Below are 24,121 nucleotides of genomic sequence, written 5' to 3'. Positions count from 1 at the left end.
GCGATAACGCTCCCGCCCCGCCCCAGGTTCCCTTTCCTCGTCCCGATCCTCAGCCCAGCAGGCCGATCTGGTCGAAGGGCAGAGGATCGAACCCGTGCTGGTACACCGCCGAACCGGAGACCGGCACGAAGTTGTCGTGCGCGGCGTCGGTGAACTGCGGGTCGAAGGTGAAGGACCCCTTGTCGTAGCCGGCGGCCTGCCACTGCGCCAGCGTGCCGGTGGCGCCGTTCGCCATCACCTGCGGCCAAGCCTGGAACAGCGCCTCGTTGGGGTTGAGGTCGGCGTAGAAGTTGCCGGTGAAGGTCCCCGCCGTCTTCGGCCCGTCCAGCGCGACCGCCTGGCCATCGCCGGCGTCCACGATGTTCTGGGTGATGGTGTTGTTCGCCATCGGCGTGCCCTTCCAGCCGCCCCAGCCGACGCTCTGCTGCAGGCCGATCTGGGTGCCCAGATTGTCGGCCAGGATGTTGTCGGTGACCGTGTTGTTCCAGCCGCCGTGCAGGAAGATGCCGCCGACGTTGTCATGGACGACGTTGCCCTTCACCGTGGTGCCGCTGGTCCAGTCGTCCAGATAGATGCCCCAGCTCACCAGCTTCGTCGGGTCGAGGAAGGTGGGGGAGACCTTGCCGTCCCAGGTCACGTTGCCGAAGGCGGTGGTGCCCGACACCTCGTTGTAGGCCACCGTGTGGCCGGCCAGGTCCTGCTGGCGGTTGATCAGGTAGATGCCGCCGCCGTCGCTGGTCTCCTGGTTGGCGCCGATGATCTTGTTGTGGGTGATCGTCGCCCGGTAGGTGGCGTCGCCCGAGGCCTGGACGGAGCCGACCGCGATGGCCTTGCCCGGCGTGTCCTCGATCTGGTTGTGGGTGATGGAGACGTCGTTGCTGCCGTTCACCCACAGCGCGTCGCCGCCGTGGTCGACGGCGCTGGCGTGCTGGATCAGGTTGTCCGACACCTTGGTGAAGTTGGACCCGGCCTTGACGTAGACCGCCTCGCGCCCGGTCTCGGCGAAGTGATTGCCGGTGACGGTGCTGTTGGCGCTGCCCTCCACCGTGATGCCGTAGCCGGTGTTGGTGACGGTGTTGTTCTTGAAGGTCAGGCCGGCGGCGTTGTTGGCGTAGACCGCGTGGCCGTCCGGCGCGCCGTCGGTCAGGGTCAGCCCTTCGATCGTCACGTTCTTCGCACCGCCCAGCCCGATCAACACGGGAAGCTGCGCCGCGACCACCTTGTGCCCGGCGACCGCCCCGCCCTCCGGCTTGAACAGAACTTGGCCGGACGCCTTGTCGAAGAACCACTCCCGCGCGGTGTCGAGCTGGTCCTTGCCGTTGAACAGGTAGAAGCGGCTGCCGGCGCCGAGCGCGTCGTAGGTGCTCTGGGCCAGCGTGATGGTGTTGCTGCCGTAGTCGATGCTCTTCACCGGCACGGTCATGTTGTCGTAGCCGTGCTGGCTGAAGACGCTGACCATCAGCCCGTCCGTGCTCGAATAGGTCGGGATCGCCCCCGCCTTGAAGCCGAACTGGGTGTAGGCGTTGGCCCCGGCCTTGGTGGCGATCAGCCAGCCGCCGTCGATGGGGTGGCTGGGATCGGCGTTGGGCGTGCGGGCCACCGTCTGGCGGTCGCCGTCCATCGACAGGTCGAGCACCGCCTTGGACCCGCCGGGAAGCTGCGCGCTGTAGAGGCCGTTGCCGCGCGACACCCAGTTCTCCACCAGCGAGCCGCCGTGGAAGACCGGCTTCTCGCTGCCGTAGGCGGCGAAGCGGACCCCGCTGTCCTGGCCGTCCAGCCAGAGCATGTCCTTCATGTAGTAGTCGCCACCGCGGACGTAGGTCACGTCGATGGTCGGGTCGGCGCGCATGGCGTCGCGGGCGGCGGTCAGCGTCGCCTTCGGCCCGTCGGTGCCGTTGGCGTTGGGAGCGGCCAGCTTGCCCGACCAGCTGTCCTTGCCGTTGGTCGCCACGAAGATCGCCGGCCCGGTCGGGGCGGGGGACGGCGTGGGAGTCGGGGTGGGCGTGGGGGCCGGCGTGGACCCGCCGGTCGCGAAGAAGCTCTTGTCGGCGTCGACCACCAGCGTGCCGTTCCACCACAGGCCGGACTGGCCCTTGACCACGTCCTTACCGTCGAGCGCACCCTTGTCGTAGGTGACGATGCTGTCGGTGGCGGCGACGGACTTGCCGTTGATCGTGACCTTGTTGACGATCAGCGAGCGGTCCTGGCCGTTCACCACGGCGTCGTTGTCATACTGGATCTGCACCTTGTGCGCCTGATCCGGGGCCACGTTGGCGGTGAAGCTGTAGTCCTTGGCCGCGGTGCCGACCGTGCCCTCCCCCACCTTCTTGCCGTCGACCATCAGGTTGAAATGCGCGTTGGTGCCGCCCGCCGCGATGCCCTGCGCGTTCACCACGAAGGTGGAGGTTCCGGCAACCGGCGCCGCCGGGGCGGGGAAGTCGGCGGCCGGGGTGTCGACGACCAGCGTGCCGTTCCACCACATCCCGGACTGGCCCTTGACCACGTCCTTTCCGTCGAGCGCGCCCTTGTCGTAGGTGACGTTGGCGTCGGTCGGCTTGTGGGTCTTGCCGTTGATGGTGACCCCGCTGACGATCAGCGAGCGGTCCTGGCCGTTCACCATGGCGTCGTTGTCGTATTGGATCTGCACCTTGTGCGCCTGCGCCGCGGTGACCGGCACCGTGAAGCTGTAGGCGGTCGGGCTGCTGGCGTTGACGGTTGCCTGGCCCACCTCGACGCCGTCGATCAACAGGCGGAAATGCGGCCAGATGCCTCCGGCGGACTGCCCATAGGCACTCACGACAATCTTGGCGTCGGTCTTGCCCGTGGTGGTCGAAGCCATTGGATGGTTCCCTCGCTCTTATGCTCAACGGCGGCGAGCATGGCGGGGCCGGCCAGACATTTGTGCGCCATTTTGATAACAGGCGAGGGCTGCCGGGTCCGTGCTTCTATCCGCCACCGCCTATGACGGGAGAGGCGGTTGAACGGGAGTGATACGCACCAAAGCGCAGGCTCCCCCGGATTAAAGCGAAGCCTTACGTGTTGATGGCTTATACGGAACCAAGAGGCAGAGACCCCATGAAGAAGATCGCTGTAACCGCCTTTGTCGCCCTGTCGCTCGCCGCCTGCCAGAGCGGCGGCAGCGGCATCGGGACCAAGCAGACGGTCGGCGCGCTCGGCGGCGCGGCGGCCGGCGGCGTGATCGGCTCGCAGTTCGGCGGCGGCACCGGCAAGCTTATCACCACCGGTGTGGGCACGCTGCTCGGCGCCTATCTCGGCAGCGAGCTCGGCCAGTCGCTCGACCGCGCGGACGAGGGCTACGCCCAGCGCGCCGCCACCCAGGCCTACGCGGCGCCGATGGGCTCGACCATCCAGTGGAACAACCCGGAATCGGGCAACCGCGGCACCATCACCCCGATCCGCGACGGCCGCGACAACTCCGGCAACTATTGCCGCGAGTACCAGCAGACCGTCTATGTCGGCGGCAAGGCCGAGCGGGCCAACGGCACCGCCTGCCAGCAGCCGGACGGCAGCTGGCGCATCGTGTCCTAACACCCGGCACGCCCCCACCCCGGCCGTCCCTTCCGCAAGCCGCGGAGACGGCGGTCGGGGCGGGAGCCCCCGTCAGGATGCCGGAGTCATGGCACGGGAAGCGCGGTCAGCCGGATCGCCACCTGCTTGGTGTGCGGGCCGACGGCGATGATCTCCCAGGCCGCACCGGACTCGGCGGCGTATTCCATGAAGGCGCGATACTCGTCCTCGCGCCACGTCCGGTTCCCGATGAACTCGTCGAAGACCAGCACCGTCCCCGCCCGAAAGCGCGGTGCCAGAGCGGTCAGCACCGTCCGCGCCGACGAGTAGATGTCGCTGTCCACATTGACGAAGCGCACCGCGCCGCCGTGAGCCGCCAGGAAGGGCGGCAGCGTGTCCTCGAACCAGCCCGCGTGCAGCACCGCGTTGTCACGCACCGGCGGCAGGCTCTTGCCCGTGCTGAGCACGCCGCGCGGCGCGTTCACCCAGCCCTCCGGCAGCCCCTCGAACGAATCGAAGCCGTGCACGGCCTGCCCGGCAACCGCGGCGATCTGGTTCAGCGAGGTGCCGCGGCGCACGCCGAACTCCAGCACCAGACCGGGCACCGCCGCCCGCTCGAGCGCAAAACGCAGCAGTTCCGCCCCGACGCCGAACAGCCGAACATCCGAAGCGAGGTGCGGGCGGATCGCCGTCACCGCTTCGACCAGCGGCAGACGCTTCGGCTGACCGTCCAGCTTCTCGCCATACAGCGCACCGGCTTCCGCGTCGCGGCCCAGCAGCAGCAGGTAGGCGCACAGGAAGCCCCAGTATTTGCCCGCCGCCCCCGGACAGTCCGCGGCCCGGCGCAGGCGGCGCAGCGCGTCCTCCACCCCGTTCAGGTCGAGCGCTGCGGCGTGGCTGCCGAACCACGCAGCGGCGTGCTCCGGATCGTCGGCCAGCCGCTCGTCGAAGACGGCCAGGGCGCCCGCGGCGTCGCCGAGATGGGCGAGGCTGACCGCCCGCTCATAGAGGATGTCCGCCGAGCGGTTCCCGGCGGCCAGCGCTTCCCCTGTCACCCGGAGTGTCTCCTCATAGAGGGCGTCGCGGCGGTAGGCGCCGGCCAGCCCCTCGCGCAGGCCGGGGAAGGCAGGATCGGCCACAGCCACCCGCTCCAGCCAGCGGACGGCCTGCAAGCGGTCCCCGCCGGCCAGCACGGCCTGGGCGAGATGATGGAGGGTCTCGGCGTGCGCCGGCTCGCGCGCCAGGGCGCGGCGCAGGACGGTGGTGGCGGTCCCGGCGTCGCGCCGGCCGAGCGCGGCCATGCCAGTCAGCCGGTCGCGCTCGACGGACCCAGCGGATTGCCCCGCGGTGTCCCGCAGCAGGCGCACCGCCTGTCGGTAATGCCGCGCCGCGATCAGGCGGCGCGCCTCGCTCAGAACCTCATCCACGGGAAGAACCTGTCGGTCGGGCATGGTCGGAATGGGGCATGAGATGCCCTGCGTCGGCGGCGGGATGCAAGCGCCGCCTGCGGCCGTCGCGGGGGTGAAAAGAAAGAAATGCCCCCTTCGATATTTTTCCCTTTGACAGGGGGCCGTCTGGATTGCTATTCACCCGCTCCCGCCGGACGCTGCCGTAGCTCAGTGGTAGAGCACTCCCTTGGTAAGGGAGAGGTCGAGAGTTCAATCCTCTCTGGCAGCACCATGGGGCCGTAGCTCAGATGGGAGAGCGCCTCGTTCGCAATGAGGAGGTCAGGGGTTCGATCCCCCTCGGCTCCACCAACTTCTTCGGCGGTTGGTTGGTTGACTTGAGTAAGTTGGGTAAGGTTGAATTTAGTGCTTGCTTCGGCGGTCTTTGTTCTTTAGAAGGTCGCCTACGACGCGGGTGTAGCTCAGTTGGTTAGAGCGCCGGCCTGTCACGCCGGAGGCCGCGGGTTCAAGTCCCGTCACTCGCGCCACTTTCTTGTGGTTTAGGTCCAGTTCGGTTTGGTATCTCGCGGTTTGGTCCTGTAGCTCAGCGGGAGAGCACTACGTTGACATCGTAGGGGTCACTGGTTCAATCCCAGTCGGGACCACCATTGGGGGATCGTCTAGCGGTAGGACTCCAGACTCTGACTCTGGCTACCTAGGTTCGAATCCTAGTCCCCCAACCAACTTCCTTGAAAATCAACATCTTGCGGCAACGGCCTCCGGCCGGTGATCCGTTTACTCCACCGGCCTACTCCACAGGGCCGGAATGTTGACACGACAGGGCGCCACCTACCATTTCCGCCGACGCGTTCCCGTTGCGATCCGTCTGCTCTTGCGCCAATCCGAGGTTTGGGTTTCCCTGCGCACGACCGACCGCCGCCCCGCCCGGGCGACGGCCGCCGGTCTCTACGCGCTGACGGAGGACGCGCGACCATGGCCGAGAAGCCTACCCAACAAGACCCGGCCGCCGCTGAGAGCCAGTTTGGGAATGAGGGTTTGCCTGTTTTCCGTGTGGAAGCGGGAGACAGGCAATGTGGACGAAGGCTCATCGAGCGAAGCAGGCGGGGCCGGACCGGCGGTCACAACGGTATCCGACGGACCTGACGGACACGGAGTGGATCCTGATCGAACCATGGCTACCGCGCCCGGCCAAGCGGGGCCGGCGGCGCGGCGTCGATCTGCGTGAGGTCCTGAGCTGCCCCCTGAACCAGCGCCAGCCCCTATCCGAGGGCTGGGCAAATCAGGAGGAGGACGGAACGGCCCGTCGGAACAGATCATCGGCCTGTTGCGCGCCATCGAGGTGGCGGTGGCGTAGGGGCACACGGTCCGCGAGACCTGCTGCATAGAGGCTATCTCGGAGCAGACCTACGATCGCTGGCGCGCGGAGTTTGGCGGGCTGAAGCTGGATCAGGCCAAGCGGTCAAGGAACTGGAGTGCGAGAACCGGCGCCTGCGCAAGGCGGAGGCCGATCAGACGTTGGACAAGCTGACCCTGCAGGAGGCGGCACGGGGAACTTCCGATGGTTCCGGCCGATGAGGATGCGCTCACCAGTGCCATCTTGCGGCTGGCCGGCCAGTATGGCCATTACGGTTATCGGCGCACGTTCTTGGATCCTTGGATGAGATCGGGAGCGGGCCGGACGCGAGCGGATTGCCGTGCCTGTCAATGCGGGGACATCAAACGTTCTTGCACGCACGACAAACGAAGCGGGTTGAAGAAGACCATCGCGTGGTCGGGAACAATCGGCAGCGGCATACCGTCATCCGGCTTTCGACGGCGCGGGCCGTCAGTTCATCCTATGGCGTCGCATCGGCCCGGAGGACACGCTCCAGGATCGCGCTTTCGCGCGCCGGGACGACATACCGGCCGATCGCTGAGAGAACGCGCTGATGGCTGGCGCCGCGGCGCTGAGAACGATGGACGGTCACGCCACGGACATCACATGTCGCCAGCCATCCGTGCAGCGCCGCCCCATTGCCCGCCATCCAGCAGTCGTTGTCGGGCGTAAACAGCACGATGCCGGAAAGCAGGCGCGCCGCCTCCTGGCAAAGCCCGTCGACGAAGGAGAACAAACGGCGGTCGTCGCTTTCGTCGGCCGCAGCGTCATAGGCGCTGAGCCCCATCTGAAGGCACAGGAACAGCACCGGAATGGGCGAACCGGAGCGCGATCCCGGATCGCGTGGATGACAGACAGGAACGCCGGTCACATACTCGGCGAAGCGCTGCATCATCGCGACACTGCACGGCCAGTCAAGTTCAAGCCGCCGCACCGTCGGCATCAGCTCCACCTGCGACAGACGGAACCGGCGCAACGTATCCGCCGGAGCGGCAGCGGCAGTGGCAGCGAGAGAAATGAGCGGGCCGGCGACGGATTCCGGCGGATGCGCCCGATCACGGAGCGGCGCGTTCCAATCCCCGGCATCCCGATCCTCAATGGTCCGTTCTGGAGACAGCATAGGCGTGCACCCTGAATGGGAAGGGCCGGATGCACGTCACCGTAGCGAGGCACCCAGGCAACCGTACAGGGGGCTTGGACGCGTCTTTTTTTCACCATTCGACGAATGACGAAAAAAAGACGCGTCTTCCTGACATCGCGGAGCCGCGGCGGCGGAGAGTACACTCGGCCCACTATTTTCCGCTCGATCGCCGCTGCCGGCGAGTGCCTGGCGACGCGGCCGGCTATCCCCGATGTGTGAGGACGATTGATGACCGACCAGACTCTGTCACGCATGAGCGATCGACTGGATGACTGGCGGCCCGACGACATGGCCTTTTGGGTGGACGGCGGCAAGCCGATCGCGATGCGCAACCTCGCGATCTCGGCCTTCGCATTGCTTCTCGCCTCCTGCGTCTGGATGGTGTGGAGCGCCGTCGTCGTGCACCTTCCAATCGTCGGCTTCTCATACACAACCACACAGCTTCTGTGGCTGACGGCCGCGCCGGGCCTTTCCGGAGCGGTCCTGCGCCTGGTCTACGCCTTCACCGTGCCGATCTTCGGCGGAAGGTTGTGGACGACGATCAGCACGGCGTCCCTGCTCATCCCGGCTCTGGGCATCGGCATCGCCGTACAGCACCCGGAAACGCCCTACGGCGTGATGCTGGTGCTGGCGCTGCTGTGCGGATTCGGCGGTGGAAACTTCGCCTCCAGCATGGCCAACATCTCCTTCTTCTTCCCCAAGGAGCAGAAGGGCTGGGCGTTGGGCGTCAATGCCGGCATGGCCGACCTTGGCGTGGCGGTCGTGCAGTTCGCCGTTCCCCTGGTGATCGGCGGCGCATTGCTCGGCCCGCTCGGCGGCGGCCCACATGCCACGGCTGCGCTCGGCGCGCCGTTGGAAACCCATCAGGGCGTGTGGCTGCAGAACGCGGCCTTCATCTGGATCCCTTTCATTCTGCTGGCGACCGCGGCGGCTTGGTTCGGCATGAACGATATCGGCCATTCCCAGGCGTCCTTCGCCGAACAGGCGGTCATCTTCCGTCGCATGCACACCTGGATCAACGGGTGGCTCTACATCGGCAGCTTCGGCACCTTCATCGGCTTCGCGGCCACGTTCCCAATGCTGGTGAAGGCACAATTCCCCGGCATCGACCCGCTTGCCTACGCTTTCCTCGGACCGCTCGTCAGTTCGGCGGCGCGGTCGCTGTCGGGTGGCATGGCCGACCGGCTGGGCGGCGCACGCATCACCCTGTGGGCTTTCGTGATCCTGTTCCTCGCGGTGAGCACGATGACGATCTGCCTGAACAGCGGGATATTCTGGATGTTCCTGCTGAGTTCCATGCTGGTGTTCGCCACGGCCGGCGTCGCCTGCGCTTCGACCTATCAGATGGTGCCGATCGTCTTCCTGATCGACCGTATGCATGCATATGATCTGCAAGGCGATCTCGGCCGCGCGCGTGCGCTGAAGGAAGCGACGCTGGAGGCGGCGACCGCGCTGGGGTTCATCTCCGCGCTGGCGGCATTCGGTGCCTTCTATATTCCCGGCGTTTTCGGACTGTCGATCAGCCTGACCGGGTCGCCGGTCATGGCGATCCAGCTTTTCCTGATCTTCTATCTGTCCTGCATTGTCATCACCTGGATGTTCTACTGCCGGGCCGACGCGGGACTTCATTGCTGAGCGACACTGGCCATGGATGCACGACGCCCGCCGATCCGCCACGCCCTCAAAACCGACGCGGCGGCCGATAGCCCTGTTCTTCCGCGACCTCCGGCCCGCGTCGGAGTCCGACGGGCCGGGGCGGATGCCCCGCCCTCTTCTCGCTGCGCGGCGCCTGCAGGGTTGCCCGGCTTCGCGATGTTGAGCGGAACGATCGTCGAGGTCACCGACGAGTGGCTCCGCGTCCACCAGTCCTATCGGTTCGGCGACGCCGCGCCGATGAGCTACAGCCTGCGTTGGCCGATCCCGCCAGTCCGCGTCATCGGCTCCTTGCAGGCGGGACGGCACACGGAATTCCTTGCGCCGGACTGGCTGGTTCGGGACAAGCAGGCGGAAATCCATAAGCTGGCGCGCCATGCCGGGCAACGCCAATCGGTTTCGCCCGACGCCATAGCCTTCCTCTGACCCGTCCTGCCGGCAACAGCATCCGGTGGCACCCGCCATGGCAACCCGCGGCACCGGATCGCAACTATTGATCGAATGCGTCGAATTGTCGCCACCGCATGCAGGTTGCGAGGCGACGCATTATGCGGCATAAATCGGGAAAATAAAACTTCGCCTCGGCAGCCGTTATATATTCTTTTTCTATGCACATCGGGAGGAATACGAGGAACAACGGAATGTTTGAGCGGGAGAGGAACAGAATGGCCCCGATTTGTGGCGCACGCAAAAACAACAAAAATACTTTTAATCCTAATCTTCTCCGCCTTGAACCATTGCCGTCCGAAGGGCGGTGTACATGGTGAACAAGTGTGAGCAGCACCGGAAATTGGCGCTGGCAATACGTTTGATCAAGCGCAATCTCCGAACCTCAATCGTCGCGGTGCACACCAACCTCAGCGCGACACAGCTCCGCACGCTTTATCATGAGATTCATGGCCACGCTTCGGTGTCGGGCATGTTTCCGGAATCCGACCGGCTCTTCGCGACCCACCAGCGTGCGCTGGAGGCGTCGATCATCCTGACCGCCTATCTGAACTGCGCCGGCGCCGACGCGTTGCGCAGGATCGACATCGAGGCGCTGCTGCGCGCACATGACTTCTATATGGACGTGCGGCAGGAATGCACGGGTCTGAACCAGTCAGCCATCGACCTGACCATGGCCTGGATTCTCGCCCGCGACCTGCGCTCCTGTGTTGTCGACCTACGGACCTGCCCCTGCGGCATCCGCTTCGCCGTGCATGAACAGCAGCGCATCCAGGCGCATTGCCCGGTTTGCGGGTTGCCGCCGCTCTCCACCGCCAACGCTGCGGCTCACAGCTTCACGCCACCGGTGCCGGCCGACGCCGGCCACCTGACCGACCGCTTCTGCTGACCAACCCTCCACAAAAGCCTGGCGTCATTCCGATGCGTCACCAGGCACCGGAATGACGCCAGCAGATCACTGCTCCAGCCGCAAGTTGGTGAGTTGCGACCCGATGCTCTGGAACACGCTCTTGAGCTGGTCGGGGCTCGGCGTGTCCCAATAGTAGCTGGGCTGTGATGCACAATTCCGGTAGAGCGCCTGGGTGTTGGCGTTCGTCTGTCCGATGGTGATGGTGTAGATGGTGATGCCGGGCTTTGGTTTGCCGTCGGCATCGAGAACGCCGGGGTTCTTCAGCTTCTCGCACAGGCGGGCCATGCGCTTGTTGATCTCGGACGTCGATTCGGAAAAGGACTTGGTGCCGAGGCGCCCTTCATCGATGCGGCCATAGGCTGTGTAATCGCCGGTCGGCGGCTTGGAATGGTCGAACCAGCTATTCTCGCCGTCGGTGACCAGAACAATCGCCTTGCTCATTTCCGGAGAACCGTAGTCGAGCGGCATCCCCTTCGGCGTCGGGCTTCCCCACAGCCCCTGCCAGCGCGGCGACACGGTGAACCACCCCGCCTGAAGGCCGAGGTTCGCCATGGTGCCGCCACGGTTCACCGGCTGAAGCGTCGCGATCTTGTTCAGCAGGTCCTGTTTCACGTTGGTCAGCGGCAGGACCGGAAAACCGCAGCCGAGGTTCGGTCCGGTCCGGTCGTTGCTGTTCGTGTAGGTTCCGGTGTCGGTGATCGTCGGCCAATCATTGTCGCCGCCGCCCTTGCCGTTGTTCATGCTTTTGGTCGAGGGATAAAGGAACCGCTTGAACCCGGCCACCATGGGCGGGGAGTCATCCTCGTCGTAGGGGCTCGGCCGCGCCTCGACGCAGCCGCGCCAGGTGGACGGCGAATAGGCGCCGGTGGACGGGCCGCTCAGCGTCATCCAATCCCCGTGGCCGGTGCCAAGATTGACCTCGGCCGAATAGGGGACAACGGAGATCCACAGCTTCTGGGTATCGGTCTGGTTGCCGAACAGGATATTCACCAGCGAGGTCGCCGCATCACGCAGCTTGCCGATGCGGTTGTCGGTCGCCATCGATCCGGTGACATCGAGCACGAGAGCCAGTTCCAACCCGCCGGACATCTGGCGCCGCACACGGTTTTCAACCGTGATGGGCAGGGTATCGATGCCCAGAACCCGGATCAGGGTGGTCGGAACCCGCACGCTGGACTTCACCGATACGGTCTGCCGGTCGGCGCTGATGGTGACCTCGGGGTCCGGAATCGGGGTGTCGAGGTAGGTCGTCGGAATGTTGGCGCGAAAATACTGGATCGCGTCCGCCTGGACGTTGGTCGTGTCGAGCACCCTGCCCCCGGCCAGTGCCCCGGCGTCGATGGCCGACGACAAGCGTTGTCGCACGAGATAGCCGCGCCCCATGTCGACCGACAGGCCGATGGCCCCGATCAGCGGAACGACCATCGCGGCGACCATCACGGCGGTGGCGCCACGCCGGTCGTCCAGACAGCCGCGCAACGCGGAGAGCAGGTGCTGGGCGGCCGCACCGGCACACCGCCAGCGAACAGCGGTCTTCTTCATGTCACGGGTCCAGTATGGTCAGGTCGCCGAAACGGGGGCGGGATACGGCTTGGCTGTAGACCGGCACGCCGGAGGGATCGCCGCCGAACAGGCTGCCGCTCAGCACGGTCGGCTGATAGGTGTGGAAGACCTCGACGAAGACGGCGCTGTCCCCGCTGCGAATCGAGAAGGCGGTGGGCAGGGTGGCCGCTCCGCCGACGGCCGAGCCGATGCGGCTGGTCCAGGAGGAACTGCCCGAGCGCTGCTGCCACGCCACCTTGCTGCCGCCGCTTCCCGAATTGGCGACCGAGGTGACGATCACCGCCCCCGCCTTGTCGATGTCGAGCGGCTGGGCGACCTGCCGGGCCGCCTCGAACAGCACGCCGACCTCGTCGCCGCGCTGGACCGTCATGCCCTGGCGCAGCCGCTTGAACTGGGTGGCGATCTTCGCCGTCTCGCTGGCGGCGCGCGCGATCTTGCCAACCGCCGAAACATGCTGGCCGAAATCCACCGCGGCGACGAGCAGAAGAACGAATGCCAAAGCGATTCCCGCCACTTCGATGGTGACGAGCCCGCTGCGGTTTCGGGCGAGACGGCCCGGCAGATGGCCCATGCGCCCCTCCTTGCTAGAACGGTTCGTTGCGGACGACGACGCGGGATTCGTAGTGGTAGGTCGGGTCGTCGAGCAGGCTGGCGGCGAGGCCGGTCAACGGCTTCCCCGTGTACTGCACCAGATAGGCGACCGTCTGGCCGCTCGTCCCGGCGCCGGCGGCCCCACGGTCCGCATCCCAGACTCCATTCCCGTTGACGTCGGTGAAGGGCTCCCCGGGATCCCACCGTCCGTTGCCGTCGATGTCGCTGTAGGGTTCCGGCTTGCCGACGCTGCCGGCGTCCTGGTAGGCGAGCAGGCTGACGGTGAGCTTTGCCGGGTCGACGAAACCGAAGGTCGTGTTGACCATGATCTTCCGAAGCTGCTGGTCGCGCGTCGAGCCGGCCGGCGGCGGCGCGCCGGTCAGCCCGGCGCGTGCCGCCTCGCGCGTGCCGATGTCCAACGCCACCCGCACCGCAAGCATGAAGCTCACCTCGATGACGATCACCACGATCAAAAGGACGATCGGGGCGCCGATGGCGAATTCCACCACGGTGACTCCCGCCGCGTCTTCGGCCAGGGATTTTCTGCGCAGCATGGCGCCACTCCTCAGGTCCCGCTCGCGTTTACCGCGCGGGCGATGGCGGCGTGGCCGTCGGCCTGCTTGTCGAGCGACCGCAGCATGGCGTAGTAGGCGAGGTTCTCCTTCACCGCTTCGGGGCTCAGGTCCATCCTCGCGACCTCCGCCGCGGCATCCATCCGGCCGGACATGCCGAGCGCCAGGGCCAAGTTCTGCCGGACGCGCTCCTGCCCGGCCGAGCGCTCGGCGCTCAGCTCGCGGAACAGGGGGATGGCCTGCTCCTTGTCACCGGCCAGCAGCATCGACAGCGCCAGATTGTTGCGGGCGCCGCGGTTGCCGGGCTGGAGCGCCTGCACCTGCCGGTACAGGACGCGGGCCTCCTCCGGTTTTCCCATCAGGTCGAGCGCGACGCCCTTGCCGTTGAGCGCGGCGGCATGCTGCGGCGCGGCGGCGAGCGCCCCGTCGAAGGCGGCCAGGGCCTCCCCCGGCAGGTTGCGCGCAAGGTCGACGCGGCCGATGCCGACTTGCGCATCGGGATTGCCGGCGTCGAGCCGCAGCGCCGCCTGATAGGCGGCGATCGCCTCGTCGAAGGCGCGCCCTTCGTAGAGCGCATCACCGAGACCGAGCAGCGGTAGCGGCGAGGTCGGGTGGGCGGCGACGATCTGGCGGTAGAGAGTGATCGCCGCCTGATTGTCGCCGCCGTTGCGCGTGGCCTCGGCGATGCGCAGGCCGGTCGCCAGTTCCGGGGACGGCTTCGCCGACGCCATGCCGGCCAACTGGCCGAGGCCGGAGGGGTGAGAGCAGGCGCCCAGCATCAACGGAAGGGCGAGCAGAATGGCGAAGTGCAGGGAGACGGTGCGCATGCTCGTCAGAGCCCCTTCATGATGTCGATGAACGCCGGCCCGGCCACGACGATGAGGACGGCCGGCATGATGAGGACCATCAGCGGCAGGCTGATCAGCGCCGGAATGCGCGCAGCCCGCTCCTCCAGCGCCAGGATCCGGGCGCTGCGTTCTTCCCTGGCCAGCGTGCGCAACGCCTGGGTCAACGGTGTTCCATAGCGTTGCGCCTGGAGCAGCGTGACCACGAGGCTGCGGATCGCCGGCACGTTCGTGCGCTCCACCAGATTGTCGAGCGCTTCGCGGCGGTCGGAGAGCAGTTGCATCTCGTTCGCCGTCACCGCGAGCTCGTCGGCCAGATCGGGGAAGAAGCGGGCGATTTCGCGCCCCACCCGCTGGATCGAAACGTCCAGGCCATAACCGGCGTTGGCGCAGATGATGAGGAGGTCCAGCGCATCGGGCAGCGCCGCTTCGATGGCGGTGCGCCTTGTCCGGCCCCGCCGCTGGAGCGCGGCCTCCGGCACCAGCCCGCCGACGAAGCCGGAGAAGACCGTCGCGGCCAGCGCCATCATCGGTGCGATCTCTGTTTGCAGGACCAGTTGCGCGCTCCCGGCGAGCAGCGCCCCCGCCCCGAAACCGAGCAGTTTCGCCGCGACGAAGAGCGCCACGCTTTCCTTCCCGCGGATGCCGGCGCGGACGAGCAGCCGGCGGATGTCCTCCTGGTCCTTCTTCCTGACCAGCGGCAGGCGGGCGGACAGCAGCATGACCCGCCGCAGCAGGGCGATGCCGGACAAGCGCAGCGGCTTCGCCGCCGCAGCCGTACTGTTCCGGCTCATTGCCCTCTGTTCCGATGCCTGCCGGACGACGCCGAGAAGACGGGCGCGGAAGCGATCCCGTTCGCGGTCGACGACGGCGGCGAGCGCCAGCAGGACCGCCGTCAGGACGAGCCCGCCGGACAGGACCAGACACTGCAATGCGGACAGAGCGCTCATTCCGGACTCCGGGTCATGCGGGCGATGACGAGCAGGCCAAGGCCGAGCGCAACGCTGGCGGCGAGGAGCATCCGGTTGCCGGTCGGGTCGTCGATCAGCTTCCGCGCGTAATTCGGATTCAGGACAAAGAGCCCGAAGCCGGCGACGAACGGGATGGCGGCGACGATCTTGGCGGAAACCCGCCCCTCCGCGGTCAGCGCCCGCTGCTTGCGCCGCAGATCCTTGCGGCGGCGCAGGATGTCGCTGAGGTTCTGCAGAGTCTCGGCCAGCTGCCCGCCGGTCTCCCTCTGGATCATCAGGCAGATGACGAAGAAGTCGAAGTCGGGCAGGCGAACGCGCTCTGCCGTGCGGTCCAGCGCTTCCTTCAGGTCGATGCCGATGGCGACGGAGTCGGACAGTCGCTTGAACTCGCCACGCACCGGGTCCTGCACCTCCTGCCCGACCAGCGTCATCGCCGCGGTCACCGGAATGCCGGCGCGCACGCTGCGCACGATCAGGTCGATGGCGTCGGGCAGCCCTTCCAGGAACTCCCGGCGGCGTCGGGCGACGAGGCTGTGCAGGGTCATCCGCCCGGCGACCGGAGCCGCCGCCACTGCCAGCGCCAACGCGACCAAAACGGAGATGTTGAAAACCTGCGTCAGCAGCAGGAACCCGGCAACCGCCACGCCCAGCGCGACCGCAGCCGCACCAAGCAATGGCCGCTGTCCGCCGGCCGGTGCCATGCGGAACTCGAGACGCTCCGACCAGGGAATGGCCCGTCGCCACCATGGCACGATCTTCTCGGTCCGCAATTCCTCTCGGGCCGCGCTCAGCGCCTGGCGCTCCCGCCACATCTGCGGCACATCGCCGATGGCCGCCGCCAGGCGCCGCTGCCGCCGCGCCGCCGCGCCGCCGCCGGACAGGCCACGCAGCAACAGAAGCGTGACGAGCATGCCCGAGCCCAGCAACAGCAGCCCGATGGCGAAGAGGGGGGAGGAGCCGGCCATGGCGGTCACCTCATCGCGGCGAGCAGAGTGTCTTCCAGTCCGTAATAGGCGGCGCGCACGCTGAATTGCGGGCGCACGCCGCTGCTCTCGAAACGGCCGGTCACCGCCTCGCCGCCACCTTGCACAAAAGTGAAGAGTTCCTGGGTGGTGATGACGTCGCCTTCCATGCCGACCACCTCCACCACCTGCTGGATGCGGCGCACGCCGTCGCGCATGCGCTCCACCTGCACAATCAGGTTCACCGCGCTGGCGATCTGGGCTCGGATCGTCTGGAGCGGCAGGTTGCCGTTCGCCATCATCACCATGCTTTCCAGACGGCTGAGCGCGTCACGCGGACGGTTCGCGTGGATCGTCGACATCGACCCGTCATGGCCGGTGTTCATCGCCTGGAGCAGGTCGAACGCCTCGCCGCCGCGCACCTCGCCGATGATGATGCGGTCGGGGCGCATGCGCAGCGCGTTCTTGACGAGGTCGCGCTGCGTGATCTCGCCAGTGCCCTCGATGCTGGCCGGGCGGGTCTCCAGGCGGACGACATGCGGCTGCTGGAGCTGCAGTTCCGCCGCGTCCTCAATGGTGACGATCCGTTCGGCGGGATCGATGACGCGGGACAGCGCGTTGAGCAGCGTCGTCTTGCCGCTGCCCGTGCCGCCGGAGACCAGCACGTTCAGCCGGCAAGCGGTCGCGACCTCCAGCATGCGGCCGAGCGGGGCGGACAGGTTCCCTTGCAACACCATGTCGGCGATGGCGACGCGCCGGCGGTTGAATTTCCGGATGGAGATGCTGGGACCGTCAAGCGCCAGCGGCGGCAGGATGACGTTGACGCGGCTGCCGTCCTGCAGCCGGGCATCGACCATCGGGCTCGATTCGTCCACGCGCCGCCCCACCGAACTGGCGATGCGCTGAGCGACGTTGATGACGTGGGCGTCGTCGCGGAACCGCAGGCCGGTCAGTTCCAGCTTGCCTCGGCGTTCGACATAGATCTGGTTGCAGCCGTTGACCAGAATGTCGGTCACGCCGTCGTCGGCAAGCAGCGGCTCGATGGGGCCGATGCCGAGCATGTCGTCGAGAAGCATGTCGATCACCCGATCCTGGTCGATGGCACTGATCGGGATGCGCTCCGCGGAGCAGATATCGCCGACCAGTCCGGTCAACTCGCGGCGCAGGGAGTCGCGCCCGGCCATGCCGGCGACCGGATTCTGCAATTTCTCCAGCACGCGCTCACGGATGCGCGGAAGGACGTCGGCGCTGCGGGAGTCCTCCGCCGCGGCGCGGTTCGCAGGAATGCGCGCCGGTGCACAGGGAGGGGCACCCGGCGGAAGCAGCCCCACCAGCTGATGGGACAGGATATCCGGCACGGCTTCGGCGATCTTGCGTCCGAACATGGGCTCAACTCCAGAACATGCGCTTGAAGGAATTCGGGATCATTGACCGCTTGCCCGACAGGTCGTTGGAGACGTCGAGCAGCATGTCGGTGATCGCGCCATGCTCGGTGGCCAGCGGAATGCCACCATTCTCGGCGGCAAGCGCCTTACGGTCGAAGGGGATCTCGTAGTCGATGCGCCGGCCGATCGCCTTCTCGAATTCATCGCGCGAGACGATGCCCTTGGCCGGTGGGCATCGGTGGTTCAGGATGACCAGCGCACGTTTGCCGATATCGTCGCGTCCGGTCATCCGCAGGACGCGCACCGTCTCCCGCACCGAAGGCAGCGTGGGGTCGGCGATGATGATTCGGACATGGGCGAGGCTGAGGAAATGCTGATAGAGCGGGCCATAGCGCCGCGGCACGTCCAGCATGACGTAGTGGAAGCGCTGCGTCAGCAAGGTGGCGATCTGCTGGATCGCGGAGGCGGCGAGCGGCGGTTCGTCCTCCAGCTCCTCATGCCCGGTGAGCAGGAACAGCCGGTCGCTGCATTGCTGCATGATGCGGTCGAGGAACAGGTCGTCGACGCGGTCGATGTTCTGCAACGCTTCGGACAACCCGCCGCCGGGCTCCGCGCCCAGCATCAGGGACAGGCTGCTCGCCTGCAAATCGAGGTCGACCAGCGCCACCTTGCGGCCGGACCGGTGGGACAGCAGCCAAGCGAGGTTGACCAGAAGGGTTGAGGCCCCCACCCCGCCCCGTGCGCCGGTGACCGCGATCACCTTGCCGGTGCGGCTGCGCGGCTTCACCGCGGCCGGACCGGACCGCATGGCGATGGTCCGCCGCAACAGCTCGGTGGTGATCGGCTTGGCGACGTAGTCGGCCACGCCCGCGTTCATGAGGTCGCGGAACAGGCCGATGTCGTTGCTCTCGCCCAGCACGATGACGGTCACGCTTGGCTCGCAGACATCGGCCAAGGCCTCGATGTCGGACATCGGCATGGCGGAAGCGCTGATGTCGACAATCAGAAGCTTGGGCGACGGTGACGTGCGCAGATGGCCGATGGCGTCCCGGACGGTACCACGGCGGACGACCGTGAAGGTCATCACCTCCTCGTCCACCAGATCACGAATGGTCCGTTCGGTGTCCGGCTCGGTGACGAAGGCGACCAGCTCCGGGTTGCGGGAGGCGCCGGTCTCGGCGGATGCGCGGGCGAAGATCGACATCGGCCCCCTCCTACTGCTGCGACGCGCCGGTGAGCACCGTGCTGGAGGCTTTCAGCGGCGTGACCTTGTTGGTTTTGTAGCGGTCGACCGCCGCTTCCTGCGCCGCCCCGTCGGCCGGCCCCAACCGGCGTGGCGCCGCGAGGTCGCCCGGATCGGCCAGCATGACGGCGAGATTGTTGGCGTTGGCGCAGCCGAAGTTGCTGGACGGCCGGAAGCTGTTGTCGTCCATCACGGTGCGGCGCCAGTCCGGGCAACGCGGCGGAACGGCGGCGTAGAGCTCCGCCGTTACGGCGATGCCGCGGACCGGACCGGCGTCGCCGCCCAGCTGCCGGGCGACGGTGATGTTCGCGGGATCGACACCGAAGCCGGCAAGCGCGCGGACCACCGGAACCGCCTGATGCTGCTCGGCGCCGGTGGGCAGCGCGATGGTGACGCGGGTCCGCGGCGGCTCCCCCAGCTCCTCGATCAGCCGGCGCAGTTGCGCCGTGTCGGCGGGAGCCAGCCGGTTGCGGGTGGCCGGCAACCAGGCGGCGCTCTCGGCACGCTCAACCGTCACGTCGCGGGGCGTGTCGGCCGGTGTCCACAACGCTTCCACCGGTGTGCAGGCGCCGGCCAGCAGCGTCAGCGCCAGAAGGACGGCTTGACGAAGCGGGCGTTGCGGGAAATGGTCATTCATGCCCCGTCTCCTCAATAGATGAAGCCAGCGGCACCGTTCAGCCGGGCACCGCCGGGACCGACCGGACCACCCGATCCGGGGGCGGGGCTTTCCTTGGCGAGGCGGCGGGCAAACAGGCGTTCCAGTTCGCTGGTCGGCCGCAGACCGTCGAGCGGGGTTTGCAGCGCGCCGGGCCCCGCCGGATTGACCAGATAGGGGGTGACGATCACCACCAGCTCGCTCTCGTTCTTGCGGAAGCGGGTGGAGGAGAACAGCGGGCCGAGCACCGGCAAATCGCCGAGCAGCGGGAATTTGGTGACCGCGTCGCGGATGTTGTTCTGCAACAGGCCGGCAATGGCGAAGCTTTCCCCGCTGCCCAGTTCCACCGTGGTTTCCACCCGGCGCACCGAAAGGCCGGGGATCTGGATGGAGCCGATGGTGACGGCACCGGCTTCCGACAGCTCGCTGACTTCCGGGCGGACGGTCAGGCTGATGCGTTCGGGCGACAGCACCGTCGGCGTGAAGTTGAGCCCGATGCCGAACTGCTTGAAGACGACGGAAACGCGGTTGTTCTCCTCGGCGACCGGAATGGGGAACTCGCCGCCGGCGAGGAAGCTCGCCGTCTGGCCGGACGCCGCGGTGAGGTTCGGCTCGGCCAGGATGGTCACCATGCCCTCGGCGTCCAGTGCGTCGATGACGGCCGTCAGGTTCACGCGGTTGCTGGAATAGTTGGAGACCAGGGAACCCGCGTTCTCCGCCGACCGCTGGAAGACGTCCCGGCCGTAGTTGGTGTCGAACTTCATGAAGTCCCGCCCGGTGATCAGGCGGAAGGCGAAGGCGCCCGGATTGAGCAGGGAATCCCAGTGGATGCCGAACTGGTTGTCCGTGTTGCGGGCCATCTCCGCAACGCGGACGCGCAGATGGACCTGGGTGGGAACCGTGACCTTGAGCTGGTTGACCACCGTCTCGCCCTGTCCGACATAGCCCTTGGCCAACGCCATGATCGCCTCGGCGTCCTGGGGCGTAGAGACGGCGCCGCCGACGACCAGCCGGCCCGGTGATGACGTGAGGGAGATGCGGTAGGCGGGGAATTCCGCCCGCAGCTGATCGGTGAACTGCGCGGTGTTGTGAACCACCACGATGTCGCGCTGCACCAGCAGCTTGTCCCCGGCCCCCAGCGCGTAGAGCGTCGTCCGTCCGGCCTTCTTGGCGACGACGAAAACGCTGCGCTCCGTCGGCGACTGGATATCGGCGATGTCCGGGCTGGCGATGAAAAGGCTCGTGGCGGGTTCGCCCAGACGGACCAGGGTGCCGCTTCCGACCGCCAGTTCCATGGCGCCGCGCGTCGCGCGTTCCGCGGTGTTCCCCTGGGCCGCCGCGATCCGCGGAGCGAGGAGGAAGCCAACCACAAGAACGGACAGGCACAGGAGGAGAGGGAGTTTGGCCGTGCGAACCGGCTCGCACGGAGCTGGCAGGGGCATGGTGGGTTTCCTGGGGCAGCGGGTTGGCGTCAGTAGGATTGCCGGACGAGTTCGGTGCCACGGATGACGGCGAGGCGGGGGCGTTCGTTGGTCTTGCGGTCGCCGCTCGGGCCGGTGAGCGCGGCCGACACGTCCGACGCCCAGACCGGCTCGGCCGCCGTCGGCGCGACCGCCTCGCCCGCTGGGGCGATGCTGTGCAGGCTGAGCGTGAGATGGCCGAGTTCCGCGGCGACGGCGACCTTTTCGGCTTGGCGGGCGCCGACCTCCAGAGTCACGGTGGTGGCCACCTTGCGACCGTTCCCGGCGTTGGTGCGGTCCTTGGCGGCCTCCTCGACCCGCTGGTCGACGGCGATGACGCGCACTCTCTCCAGGACCGTTTCACCGACCAGCCGGCGGGCCGGATTGTCCTGTTCGTTGGGCAGGGCCTGCGTCAGGATCAGGTCCACCAAGTCTCCGGGAGAGATCAGGCCGGCGGCACCCGACACCTCGGTCACCGCGACGGAGATCGCGCGCATCCCCGGTGACAGGACGGCGGCCAGGAAGCCGCGCTCGCCGGGAGCGATCAGGCGGGAGCGCATCAACGGCTCCCCGGCGGCGATGCGGTGGCGGACCATGGCGCCGATGCTCGGGTCCTTGTCGCTGCCGGACAGAACATGCTCTTCCAGCACGGCGCTTTGCGGCCAATCCTGCCAGCGCACGTCGGAATCTTGGATGAAGGTGCCGGGCGCCAGGTCGTGCGCGGCGACCCGCAGCTTCGCCAGCGCCGGCGGAGCGGGTGCCGCCACGACAGGCGGAGGCGGCTGGGTGCCGGGAAGGGCCAGCAGGATCGCCCCGCTGCCGAACAGCGCAAGGGCGGCGAGGGAAAGGAGAATGGTGCGCGGAGCCATGCGTCACATCCCGGTGGAGCCGAAGGGGGACAGGATGGACAGGCCACCCGCCGCGATGGCGATGCCGTAAGGCAGGCCGGCCTCGCCGAGCGGAAGAGCATCGACGTTGCGGGTTCGCAGCAGCGTTTCCAGCCACAGCCTGGCCTTGGCCGTTGCCGAACAGGGGAAGAAGAGGGTCAGGGTGTCGGCGGCTCGCCGTGCCATGACGCGCGCCAACGCCACAATCGCCAGAACGCCGCCCGCCAGCACCGTGACGAGCAGCAGCGCGGGAAGCTGCTCCCAACCGGACCACAGCGACGCCGCCGTCAGAAGCTTGACGTCGCCACCGCCCATCTTCCCCCCCGCGAAGAGGATCAGCAGGGGAACAAAGACGAGGACGGCGCCAGCCACCGACGACAAGGGCGGGTACGTCAACGGATCGACGATGGCCGCCGCGGCGAACAGCAGGCCCAGAAAGGCCGGTATCCAGTTCGGAATGATTCGGGTTCGGAAATCGGAGATGGCCGCCGCCATGAACAGCATGGCCGCGCCGCCGGAAAGAAGCGTCTTCATCGCTGCTGGCTCCGAACCAATCGTTTCGAGCCTTGTCGAAGTCCTCCGCACAGCAGCTGCCAGACACCGGATGCGCCCGGCAGCCGCCTGAACGGGGAGACGATCTCACCTCATTCCGGACTGACGATCGCCGTTCCGGTGAGCTTGGTCGCAATGTCCGCGAATTTCTGGTTGATGGCGCTGCCGAGCGAAGTGAACCCCGCCGTCGCGGCGAAAGCCACCAGTGCAGCCAGCACGCCATACTCGATCGCGGTCACGCCGTCTTCGTTCGCGATCAAAGATGCAAAGAGAGTGCGCATGCCTTTATTCCCCGTGTAGGTTTCGGACATCTTCGATGACTTGATCTCCGCATGCAGCGGTCGATGTCCATTTGGTTACCGAAATATCATCGGCCCCGCAACCGCATGAAAAGTGCATCACAATTGATGCAGATCAATTGCGCAAATTTCCGTGAAAGGAATTTGGTCCTATGATCAAAGGCTCGAAACGAAATAACAAGGCGATCGTGCCGGGATTACCGCCCGTTATCCCAAAATTGCGGATTGTGCGAATAATTGCGTTAACTGTGGGTGCTCGGGTGCGACATAATTACATGCCACCGCTGACCAGCGCCCCACCAGGCCCAAAACGCGCGATTTCCGGAAAACGGCCTCGAGCCATACGCGGCCTGGCACCGCGACTCACCGGTGGGACATTGTCCGCTGGGCGGCTCTCGTCAGGTCGCCGCAGCGAGGCTCCGCTTCCGGGCGCGGGTCTCGTCCAGCATCACCTGCACCCGGACCGGCAGGACTCTTGCCATCAGGTCGGGGACTGCCGCGACTTGACCGGTGGGCGTCAACTGGTCCGTCGTGCAATCGACGACGGCGTCGATGAAAGCCAGAAGGCGATACCAGTCCTCGTCCTCAATCACCGCGGCGTAGGCCGCGAGGGCTCGCTGACGGCAGAGTTCACCCAGCTCGGGGGATGGCATCAGAGGCATCACAGCGGCGAGAACCGAGCCGGCCACCGGCCAGTCTGCCAGCAGCCGTTCCATCAACTCGTCGCTGTCGATCCGGCGGATACCCCACGCGCCGCAGTCGCTGCACATGATGGCTGCACCGTCCACCGGTTCGGGAAGAACTCGGGAGGGAGTAAACGAACAGGCCATGAAAACCACCGACCACCCGAGATGAAACCTGACGAAGATCGGCCGGCAGATTATTGGAGACTGATATCCTTGTAAAGACAGCCTGATCGTGAACAGCAGCGTAAGGCGGGTATATCTTAAAAATCCAGGACCCTCCTGCCTTGGTTACTACCTGGTAAACATAATTACAACGGCAAATTATATTGAAATGAACTCACACATTCGTCCATTGCGGGATGGATCCTGTGAAGCGGCTTATCTGCGACAATTTGGACGGCGCTTTCGGGCGACTGGCTTGTAAGATTTGGGATGGCACGTTGAGACATGTTGCCACTCCCCGAGACAGGTGGACATTGCGAGTGCGGCGATGGCAATCGATTTCCAGCAAGACATCTACGAACTCAATCTTCATTACCTCATGGTCCTGCAACGGGTTGCGCATAACGACGTCGCCGAAGCGGCGATGCGGTTCGGGATTGACGCCAAGACGGCTGAAGCCGTATGCGATGCCTCGATTCGGGAGTTGCAGACCGTCGCATCGGGCGTAGTGGCCATGATTTCGGCGCGGCCGCTGCTCCAGGAACTCACCTCGCGCAACCCAGTGGACCGGGCGGACCGTCTGCGTGCGGGTGCGATTCTGCGTTCGATTTCGACACCGGATCGCTGACCGCGGCCCCTGGAGCGGGAGATTGTCTTTCTGGAGAAAGGTGCGCCGATGTTGCCGGGTGGCGCCCAGATCGACAGCGGCGCTCCCCCGGTTGATCCGTTACAGCTAGCAGGACGCGGAAAAACGAACATATTCCGGCTTTTTGCCTCCGCTGAGGCTTGAAAATAGCGTTTCCGACGCCCGTTTTTGCCAGAATGGAG

General features: G+C 66.5%; 23 protein-coding genes, 5 tRNA genes and 1 pseudogene. 12 read left to right on the top strand and 17 right to left on the bottom strand.

All coding sequences use genetic code 11. The features are described from left to right. Positions 1–49: 49 nt before the first annotated feature. On the bottom strand, positions 50–2,839 hold the full coding sequence (locus FBZ83_RS28675; RefSeq protein ID WP_145690169.1) for a carbohydrate-binding domain-containing protein: 2,790 nt from the start codon (positions 2,837–2,839) through the stop codon (positions 50–52). 236 nt (positions 2,840–3,075) lie between these two features. Here FBZ83_RS28675 and FBZ83_RS28670 point away from each other — a divergent pair, with 236 nt between their 5' ends. Continuing rightward, positions 3,076–3,549 carry an RT0821/Lpp0805 family surface protein gene (locus FBZ83_RS28670; RefSeq protein WP_014197686.1) on the top strand — a complete coding sequence of 158 codons (474 nt, stop codon included), beginning with the start codon at positions 3,076–3,078 and terminating at the stop codon, positions 3,547–3,549. Between the two features lie 86 nt (positions 3,550–3,635). Here FBZ83_RS28670 and FBZ83_RS28665 read toward each other — a convergent pair whose 3' ends face one another. Next, positions 3,636–4,955 (bottom strand): class I SAM-dependent methyltransferase, encoded by a 1,320-nt coding sequence (locus tag FBZ83_RS28665; protein WP_247888520.1) that lies wholly within the window; start codon positions 4,953–4,955, stop codon positions 3,636–3,638. Positions 4,956–5,133: 178 nt separating this feature from the next. Between FBZ83_RS28665 and FBZ83_RS28660 the strand changes: the two genes are divergently transcribed. From FBZ83_RS28660 to FBZ83_RS32140, 7 genes and pseudogenes are all read left to right on the top strand, one after another. Then, positions 5,134–5,208, top strand: a tRNA-Thr gene (locus tag FBZ83_RS28660). 1 nt (position 5,209) lies between these two features. After that, positions 5,210–5,285, top strand: a tRNA-Ala gene (locus tag FBZ83_RS28655). Positions 5,286–5,384: 99 nt separating this feature from the next. Beyond that, a tRNA-Asp gene (locus tag FBZ83_RS28650) sits at positions 5,385–5,461 on the top strand. A gap of 45 nt (positions 5,462–5,506) precedes the next feature. Beyond that, positions 5,507–5,581: transfer RNA gene (locus tag FBZ83_RS28645), tRNA-Val, on the top strand. Position 5,582: 1 nt separating this feature from the next. Then, positions 5,583–5,656: transfer RNA gene (locus FBZ83_RS28640), tRNA-Gln, on the top strand. Positions 5,657–5,739: 83 nt separating this feature from the next. Then, positions 5,740–6,159, top strand: a complete 420-nt coding sequence (locus tag FBZ83_RS32570) for a DUF6538 domain-containing protein (RefSeq protein WP_432612506.1) — start codon at positions 5,740–5,742, stop codon at positions 6,157–6,159. 45 nt (positions 6,160–6,204) lie between these two features. Beyond that, positions 6,205–6,573 (top strand): annotated as a pseudogene (locus FBZ83_RS32140) (transposase); the annotation flags it as partial. Positions 6,574–6,769: 196 nt separating this feature from the next. Here the strand turns inward: FBZ83_RS32140 and FBZ83_RS28630 are convergent. Continuing rightward, the gene (locus FBZ83_RS28630) at positions 6,770–7,429 is read right to left on the bottom strand and encodes a hypothetical protein (RefSeq protein ID WP_145690166.1); all 660 of its coding nucleotides are present in this window, start codon (positions 7,427–7,429) and stop codon (positions 6,770–6,772) included. Between the two features lie 249 nt (positions 7,430–7,678). Here FBZ83_RS28630 and FBZ83_RS28625 point away from each other — a divergent pair, with 249 nt between their 5' ends. The 3 genes from FBZ83_RS28625 (at position 7,679) to FBZ83_RS28615 (ending at position 10,439) form a co-directional block, all read left to right on the top strand. Beyond that, positions 7,679–9,085 (top strand): MFS transporter, encoded by a 1,407-nt coding sequence (locus FBZ83_RS28625; RefSeq protein WP_211101712.1) that lies wholly within the window; start codon positions 7,679–7,681, stop codon positions 9,083–9,085. A gap of 162 nt (positions 9,086–9,247) precedes the next feature. Further along, on the top strand, positions 9,248–9,529 hold the full coding sequence (locus FBZ83_RS28620) for a hypothetical protein (RefSeq protein WP_145690165.1): 282 nt from the start codon (positions 9,248–9,250) through the stop codon (positions 9,527–9,529). 334 nt (positions 9,530–9,863) lie between these two features. Further along, positions 9,864–10,439: a FlhC family transcriptional regulator gene (locus tag FBZ83_RS28615; RefSeq protein WP_137142505.1), complete on the top strand. Its 576-nt coding sequence runs from the start codon at positions 9,864–9,866 to the stop codon at positions 10,437–10,439. Between the two features lie 66 nt (positions 10,440–10,505). Here FBZ83_RS28615 and FBZ83_RS28610 read toward each other — a convergent pair whose 3' ends face one another. From FBZ83_RS28610 to FBZ83_RS28545, 14 genes are all read right to left on the bottom strand, one after another. Next, entirely contained in the window at positions 10,506–12,002 is a 1,497-nt protein-coding gene (locus tag FBZ83_RS28610) for a pilus assembly protein (RefSeq protein WP_145690164.1), read from the bottom strand. Between the two features lies 1 nt (position 12,003). After that, positions 12,004–12,594 (bottom strand): TadE/TadG family type IV pilus assembly protein, encoded by a 591-nt coding sequence (locus tag FBZ83_RS28605; protein ID WP_145690163.1) that lies wholly within the window; start codon positions 12,592–12,594, stop codon positions 12,004–12,006. A gap of 13 nt (positions 12,595–12,607) precedes the next feature. Continuing rightward, entirely contained in the window at positions 12,608–13,168 is a 561-nt protein-coding gene (locus tag FBZ83_RS28600; protein WP_145690162.1) for a TadE/TadG family type IV pilus assembly protein, read from the bottom strand. 11 nt (positions 13,169–13,179) lie between these two features. Beyond that, on the bottom strand, positions 13,180–14,013 hold the full coding sequence (locus tag FBZ83_RS28595) for a tetratricopeptide repeat protein (RefSeq protein ID WP_145690161.1): 834 nt from the start codon (positions 14,011–14,013) through the stop codon (positions 13,180–13,182). Positions 14,014–14,018: 5 nt separating this feature from the next. Continuing rightward, the gene (locus FBZ83_RS28590; RefSeq protein ID WP_145690160.1) at positions 14,019–14,981 is read right to left on the bottom strand and encodes a type II secretion system F family protein; all 963 of its coding nucleotides are present in this window, start codon (positions 14,979–14,981) and stop codon (positions 14,019–14,021) included. Next, positions 14,978–15,967 (bottom strand): type II secretion system F family protein, encoded by a 990-nt coding sequence (locus FBZ83_RS28585; RefSeq protein WP_145690159.1) that lies wholly within the window; start codon positions 15,965–15,967, stop codon positions 14,978–14,980. Before FBZ83_RS28585 ends, FBZ83_RS28590 begins: the two co-directional genes overlap by 4 nt. Positions 15,968–15,972: 5 nt before the next feature. After that, positions 15,973–17,349, bottom strand: coding sequence for a CpaF family protein (locus tag FBZ83_RS28580; protein ID WP_145690158.1), 1,377 nt, complete (start codon positions 17,347–17,349; stop codon positions 15,973–15,975). Between the two features lie 4 nt (positions 17,350–17,353). Further along, the gene (locus FBZ83_RS28575; RefSeq protein ID WP_145690157.1) at positions 17,354–18,553 is read right to left on the bottom strand and encodes an AAA family ATPase; all 1,200 of its coding nucleotides are present in this window, start codon (positions 18,551–18,553) and stop codon (positions 17,354–17,356) included. 10 nt (positions 18,554–18,563) lie between these two features. After that, on the bottom strand, positions 18,564–19,229 hold the full coding sequence (locus FBZ83_RS28570; RefSeq protein ID WP_145690156.1) for a CpaD family pilus assembly lipoprotein: 666 nt from the start codon (positions 19,227–19,229) through the stop codon (positions 18,564–18,566). Between the two features lie 11 nt (positions 19,230–19,240). Next, complete coding sequence (locus FBZ83_RS28565) at positions 19,241–20,689, bottom strand: type II and III secretion system protein family protein (protein WP_145690155.1); 1,449 nt, start codon at positions 20,687–20,689, stop codon at positions 19,241–19,243. 29 nt (positions 20,690–20,718) lie between these two features. Then, complete coding sequence (gene cpaB / locus FBZ83_RS28560; protein WP_145690154.1) at positions 20,719–21,576, bottom strand: Flp pilus assembly protein CpaB; 858 nt, start codon at positions 21,574–21,576, stop codon at positions 20,719–20,721. Between the two features lie 3 nt (positions 21,577–21,579). Continuing rightward, positions 21,580–22,128 carry an A24 family peptidase gene (locus FBZ83_RS28555; RefSeq protein ID WP_145690153.1) on the bottom strand — a complete coding sequence of 183 codons (549 nt, stop codon included), beginning with the start codon at positions 22,126–22,128 and terminating at the stop codon, positions 21,580–21,582. 110 nt (positions 22,129–22,238) lie between these two features. Next, positions 22,239–22,457 carry a Flp family type IVb pilin gene (locus FBZ83_RS28550; RefSeq protein WP_200478291.1) on the bottom strand — a complete coding sequence of 73 codons (219 nt, stop codon included), beginning with the start codon at positions 22,455–22,457 and terminating at the stop codon, positions 22,239–22,241. A gap of 386 nt (positions 22,458–22,843) precedes the next feature. Further along, positions 22,844–23,275 (bottom strand): hypothetical protein, encoded by a 432-nt coding sequence (locus tag FBZ83_RS28545; RefSeq protein WP_200478290.1) that lies wholly within the window; start codon positions 23,273–23,275, stop codon positions 22,844–22,846. 346 nt (positions 23,276–23,621) lie between these two features. Here FBZ83_RS28545 and FBZ83_RS28540 point away from each other — a divergent pair, with 346 nt between their 5' ends. Further along, positions 23,622–23,921 carry a flagellar transcriptional regulator FlhD gene (locus tag FBZ83_RS28540; RefSeq protein WP_145690151.1) on the top strand — a complete coding sequence of 100 codons (300 nt, stop codon included), beginning with the start codon at positions 23,622–23,624 and terminating at the stop codon, positions 23,919–23,921. Positions 23,922–24,121: the final 200 nt, after the last annotated feature.

This window comes from Azospirillum brasilense (assembly GCF_007827815.1).
Lineage (GTDB): Bacteria > Pseudomonadota > Alphaproteobacteria > Azospirillales > Azospirillaceae > Azospirillum > Azospirillum brasilense_C.
This window is presented reverse-complemented; position numbering and strand designations above follow the sequence as displayed.